General features: G+C 46.1%; 2 protein-coding genes. Both read right to left on the bottom strand.

Features of this window, described 5'->3' with window-relative positions:
- Positions 1–247: 247 nt before the first annotated feature.
- A complete protein-coding gene (locus HMPREF0373_RS11280) occupies positions 248–3,595 on the bottom strand; it encodes a DEAD/DEAH box helicase (RefSeq protein WP_021739844.1) in 3,348 nt (1,115 codons plus the stop codon).
- 119 nt (positions 3,596–3,714) lie between these two features.
- The gene (locus tag HMPREF0373_RS11285; protein WP_021739845.1) at positions 3,715–5,733 is read right to left on the bottom strand and encodes a hydantoinase/oxoprolinase family protein; all 2,019 of its coding nucleotides are present in this window, start codon (positions 5,731–5,733) and stop codon (positions 3,715–3,717) included.
- Positions 5,734–5,866 lie beyond the last annotated feature (133 nt).

Genomic DNA, 5,866 nt, shown 5'->3' on the forward strand with positions numbered 1-5,866 from the left:
AAATGTCCGTTTCTTCTTAAAAAAAGAGTGAAAGATGATGCAATAAGAATCAGTAAATGTCTGCAAGTAATCCCAAAAATGTCCGTTTCTTTAAAAAGAGAAATCCTTTTTTATTTCTTTTATAAAGTAAGATATAGAAAAAAAGACTGAGTTACCATCAGGATTAATCAATAAATGTCAGTAACTCAGCCTATAAATGTCCGTTAAATAGTATTCGTTTCAGAATCACGCACCAAGTATCACTATATTATTGCAGCAACTCCAGAAGTTCTTCCCGGGAGAAGAATGGAGTTCCAATATTATCGCCGCCCAGAATTTGTTCTGCAAGTTCCGCTTTCTGTTCCTGAAGTTTCACAATGTTTTCTTCGATGCTGTTTTGTGCTATGAGTTTGTAGACCAGCACACGATTGGTCTGTCCAATGCGGTGCACACGGTCTGTTGCCTGATTTTGCACGGCGGTGTTCCACCAGGGATCGAAGTGGATGACGATATCTGCTGCGGTCAGGTTTAATCCGGTGCCACCGGCTTTCAGGGAAATGAGGAACACGGGTGTTTCATCTTGGTTGAATTCTGTTACCAGACGGATCCGCTCCTGCTTTGTGGTGGCTCCGGTCAGCATGAAATAAGGAATGTGTTCCTTTTGCAGTCTTTCGGCAATGCGGTCCAGCATAGTGGTAAACTGGGAAAATACCAGCATTTTATGACCGGATTCCATAGCATTGCGGATCAGATCCAGACACAGATCAAGTTTTGCAGCGCCGGACGTATATTTTTCATATAAAAGTGCAGGGTCACAGCAGAGCTGCCGTAGTCGGGTCAATTCGGACAAAATCTGGATCCTGGAGCGGTCAAACTCTTCCGGAGATTGTTTTGACAGAAGCATCTGAAGCCGCTGGACGTGAGCCTGATAGAGTTCCTGCTGTTCTCCGGTCATCTTTGCATACATATTTTTTTCCAGCTTCTCCGGCAGATCTTTCAGTACATCTTTTTTCAGACGGCGGAGGATAAAGGGGGCGATCATTTTCTGAATCCGGTGCAGGGCATCTTCATCCTGCTGCTGAATGATCGGAAGTTCCAGTTCCTCCCGAAATCTGGAATAACTGAATAAATATCCCGGCATCAGATAATCGAAAATACTCCACAGCTCTCCCAGCCGGTTCTCCACCGGAGTTCCTGTCAGTGCCAGACGGAACCGGGAGTTAATCTGCTTAACTGCCTGGGCGGCTTTTGTGGTGGCATTTTTGATAAACTGTGCTTCATCAATGATCTGATAGTCAAAAATCAGATTCTGATATTGTTCGATGTCACGGCGCAGAAGATCATAAGAAGTGATCAGGATCTGTCCAGGATGATCTGGCAGGGAATCCAGCAGTTCCCGGCGTTCAGCAGCTGTTCCTGCTACGGTGCAGACCGGAAGTTCCGGTGCAAAATGCTGACATTCCTGTGCCCAGTTGTATACCAGAGACGCCGGGCAGACGATCAGTGTATTCCGGTTGTTTTCCCCCTGCACGATGTAGTGGTCATATAAGAATACAATGACCTGCAGTGTTTTTCCAAGTCCCATATCATCTGCCAGAATACCGCCAAACCCATTGCTGCATAGTGTTGCCAGCCATAGATACCCTTTTTTCTGATATTCCCGAAGAATTTTCCGGAAGGCATCCGGAACCTCAAAATCACTGTCTTCCACTGTTTTCATATTACGGATCAGTTCCCGGAATTCCCGGCTTTTATTCACAGGAAGAGATTCGTTGTCCCGCAGTTGTGCATCCAGATACAAGGCACGGAATTTTGGCAGGGAAATGTGTCCGGAGGCAAGTTGTTCTTCCGTCAGCATTAATCCCTGACTGAGCTGTGCCAGCGTATCCAGACTGCTCTCTTCCATGGCGACAAACTGACCGGATTTCAAACGATAATAGTTTCTCTTGCGGTTATATTTTGACAGCAGGAAAGCCAATTGTTCCAGACTCATGCCCTCTGCTTCCATGTTAAAATCCAGTAAATTGCCATTTAAGGACACACCAAGGGATACTTTCGGCGGCTGAATGACCTGAATCTTTTTCAGGCGATCCGAGATATACACATCGGCAATCTTCTCACATTCCGCCAGTCCCCTGGTCAGAAAATCATAGAGTTTGTCGTTATCCTCCACAATGGCGGGAAGGCCTGTGGCATCGTCTTTTGCATTGCAATAGCCGGACAGAAGGGCTGCAGCCTTTGCTTCCTGCCGGATATTTCGATGTTGTTTTTTGCTATCTGTCTGAAAAACATGGTATTCCCGGTTATTTCCATAATCCGCTACCAGATCACAGGTGATGATATCCCGTTGTGGCAGATCCAGATACAGGCGGAAACTGACATCCTCCGGCAGATAATTTTCCGGATAAAAATGTTCTTTCACAATATGATATTTTTTCTCCAGTTCCGGAAGCATTTCCCGGGCAAACAGCGGCAGGTCGGACTCAGCTATGAAGGATTTGCCGCCGCACCAGCCGGTCATGCGGTCTTCAAACAGGTTAATCGCCTGATGTGTGTGTCTGCTGCTGTGGTAAATTTTTTGATTTTTGAAAATGTAGTTCCAATCCAGACTAGAGACAGATGGAATCTGTTCCAATTTCAGTTCGAGGCCGCCCTCCACTGCGGTGAGCGTCAGTGTCTTTTTATATTCTTCATCGGTCAGATACCAGAGCCCCTGATTTTTTGTGGATGGTTCCAGCATGGTGCCGGAGTCTGCCACTATCTCAATAAAGGCATCCAGAAGTTCATTTTTCAGGGTAAAATTACGGATATCCGTACTGTACCAATAATTGTAATCCTGATACTGACGGATAAAAAAGGACATCAGAGAACGGCTGTTATCATCGAAAGCATCCAGCTGATGGACAAAAGCCAGATTTTTCCCATATTTATGCATCTCTGTCTGTTGTACATGCTGCACTAATTCCGGAATACTTTTTACGACATACATTTTTTTATCTCCGATACGCAGGGAAACAGATGGCGTTTTTCCGGAAATGTCCAGCGTTGGTTCCAGATGGATGCGGCCGATGAGTGCACCATCGGTGATCATCCAGTTTTCCTGATTGCCGAACTGGCGGAGAATCTGCTGCATACTGTTATCTGTCCGGGCGGGATGTCCCCAGATACTTTCCTGTGAAACAGTGCTGTTTTCAGAAAAAACGGAGGAAGTGTTTCCATAGAAAGTATCCCTGTCATCGTATTCTGATGCAAGGGGCAGCGGCATGGAAAATGGGGAGGTAACAGTCTTTGACTGTCCGTCCGTGTGCATATAGTAGAGTATGGTAGCAACGCAGTGTTTGCAGATTCCGTCAGAGGTTAAAAAATCTTCACAGGGACAGTAATAATCTATGTCCTGCGGTTCGCCATATTCATCGTAGTAAAGGGTGACTTCCACCTTATAATTATTTTTATTTGTGCCATGAATGGTGGCACGCAGATTCAGTTCCTTGTCACCGTATACACCTTCTGTCTCAAAGGAGGAAAATTCCAGAACACCGTTGGTGCTTTCCAGTAATTTTCCACGGTAAAAAGTCTGTTCATCTGTCTGTTCTCTGATATCCCGTTCTGTCCACATCTTGTTTTCTGATTCTCCTTTTGGGTTCTATTATAATATGGAGGAAAAAGAAAGTCTATATAAGAAAAAGTTCACCTCAGTTATAGGAATCCTAACTGAAGTGAACTGTAATGGTTATATCAGGAAGTAAAATCCATCTTTCCGATGACTTCCACATGTACTTCTGAGCCGAGAAACAGATCCATACCATAGGCCATGGCATTCTGCTGTTCTTCCTGAAAAATGACATCGCTGATTTCTATAGCACCCTGTTCCAGTGCTTTTTCCCGGGCAGCAGTTTCTCCGGCTTTTTTTGCATAGGCAAGTGCCTCGGCATATGCCTCGAAAATCTGCGGCTCTCTCACACCATAGACGTAGTAACCGCTTTTTGTCTCTTCCTCCGAATTCATCTCGTAGTTGGCTTTGATGTGGATGATGACTTCTGCGCGGATATCACCGATGACGGCTCCCAAAGCGTTGGTGACACCGGCTTCCTGTGGAACAAAACAGGTGGTTCCAAGAAGTCTTGCTACTTCCGGGAGAAAGACATGGATCGGTGCACCGACCCCCACCAGTACCGCATCGGACTGAAAACGTGCCTGGATCAGATGATTAGGGTCGTCCTGTCCGTCTTTGGAAAAACGGAAACATTCTTCTGCCAGAAGGTTGATCTCATCCGTGTAGGCATAGCTTTTTGTCTTGCGGAAACGATCTTCCAGCAAAATGCGGACGATGTTTTTGTAAAGTTTCTTTTCCACCAGTTCATACACCAGTGCCGGGATTTCTTCGGGTGTGTGATGGGTGGATTTTGCCAGAAAAGCAACTGCCAGCCGGGAAGCCTTTGCATCATACAGTGTAAAATCGCCCCGGATACACATCATATCTGTTGGAGTCAGACCGCTGCGCAGGATAATGCCCTCGTCTTCCAGACGCTGCAGGTTCAGCTTGTATACATCCGTGTGAAGAGCGTGTGCTGTTTCAGCCAGACTCAGTGGACCGTCTTCCAGCATTCTGACCAGTGTTTGCTCTTCTTCCGTGTAGCGTGAATTACCGGCGATGTCTTTCTGCCTTATATAGAAAGAATACATCGGTTTGGAGTGTCCTTTCCAGTAATTGTCATCCAGATTATCCAGAACCCGGAAAATGTCGGGATATTGCGCAGCCAGGATACACAGCGGCATAACACGGCGGTCAGACAGGAAAAGGTTGTTTTCCTGATAACAGATTTCACTGTCACCACCCAGACCGAAGGTGTCTACATAAAGACCTTTGACAAAGGTACGCCAGCTGCCAATCTGGATGCCGTTGTCTGCGCGGACAGGCAGATGATCTTTGACCAGTGCGATATCGCTGGTAGTTCCGCCCATGTCAATGATGACAGACTTTGGATAATGTCCCAGGTAGGCACCGCCCATAACGCTGGCAGCAGGACCGCACAACAATGTTTCCACCGGATGGTTGAGGGCATAAGTTTCGTTCATCAGGGAACCGTCGCTGCGCATAATGACTACCGGATAATTCAGATTTCGTAGCTGCATGCTGGAACGGACTGCTTTCAGAAATCCATCAATGACCGGCAGCAGGCGGGCATTTAAAAGTGCGCTGGCTCCGCGCTGGATGACGTTGCGGTCATGGAATAGATGATAGGCACAGACAATCGGCATGGAACTATGTCTGCGAACCAACTCTGCAGCTTTCTGCTCATATGCACCACCGTTTTCTTCTGCATTCATCTGGGCGATGGCGACGCTGTCATAGGCAGAGAGACGTTCCGCAATCTCCATTTCAAAAAGATCCCATCCGGGTTCTGTATGTTCTTTTGCATTTCCTTCCACAAATAAAATATCATCCAGACTTTCAAATCCATAGTCGCGGTAGGTATTACGAACTACTTTTTCACTGACTCCGATAAAAATCATGAATACCCGGCCGCCTTTGTTTTCCACGCAGGCATTGGTGGCCAGTGTGGTAGACAGTGCAAGAAAAGATGCCTGATGCAGCAGTTCTTTTGGCAGTTTGTCCAGAGAATTTCCAATGCCCTGCTCCAGATGGTCGTGTGTGGTCTGTGATTTGGCGGATGCCAGAATGCATCTTTCGGTTATATCGAAAACAACTGCATCCGTACAGGTTCCGCCGGTGTCAATACCTATACCTATCATGAAAATATTTCTCCTTTGCGTTTATTTTATTCTGTTTTTATAGAGTGCAATAAAAGGACAAAAGCGGTCGGATGACAACTTTTGTCCTCTTATCTTAATGATATGATGTTGGGGTCAAAAGATGCCTTACGAA

It is taken from the genome of Eubacterium ramulus ATCC 29099 (assembly GCF_000469345.1).
Lineage (GTDB): Bacteria > Bacillota > Clostridia > Lachnospirales > Lachnospiraceae > Eubacterium_I > Eubacterium_I ramulus.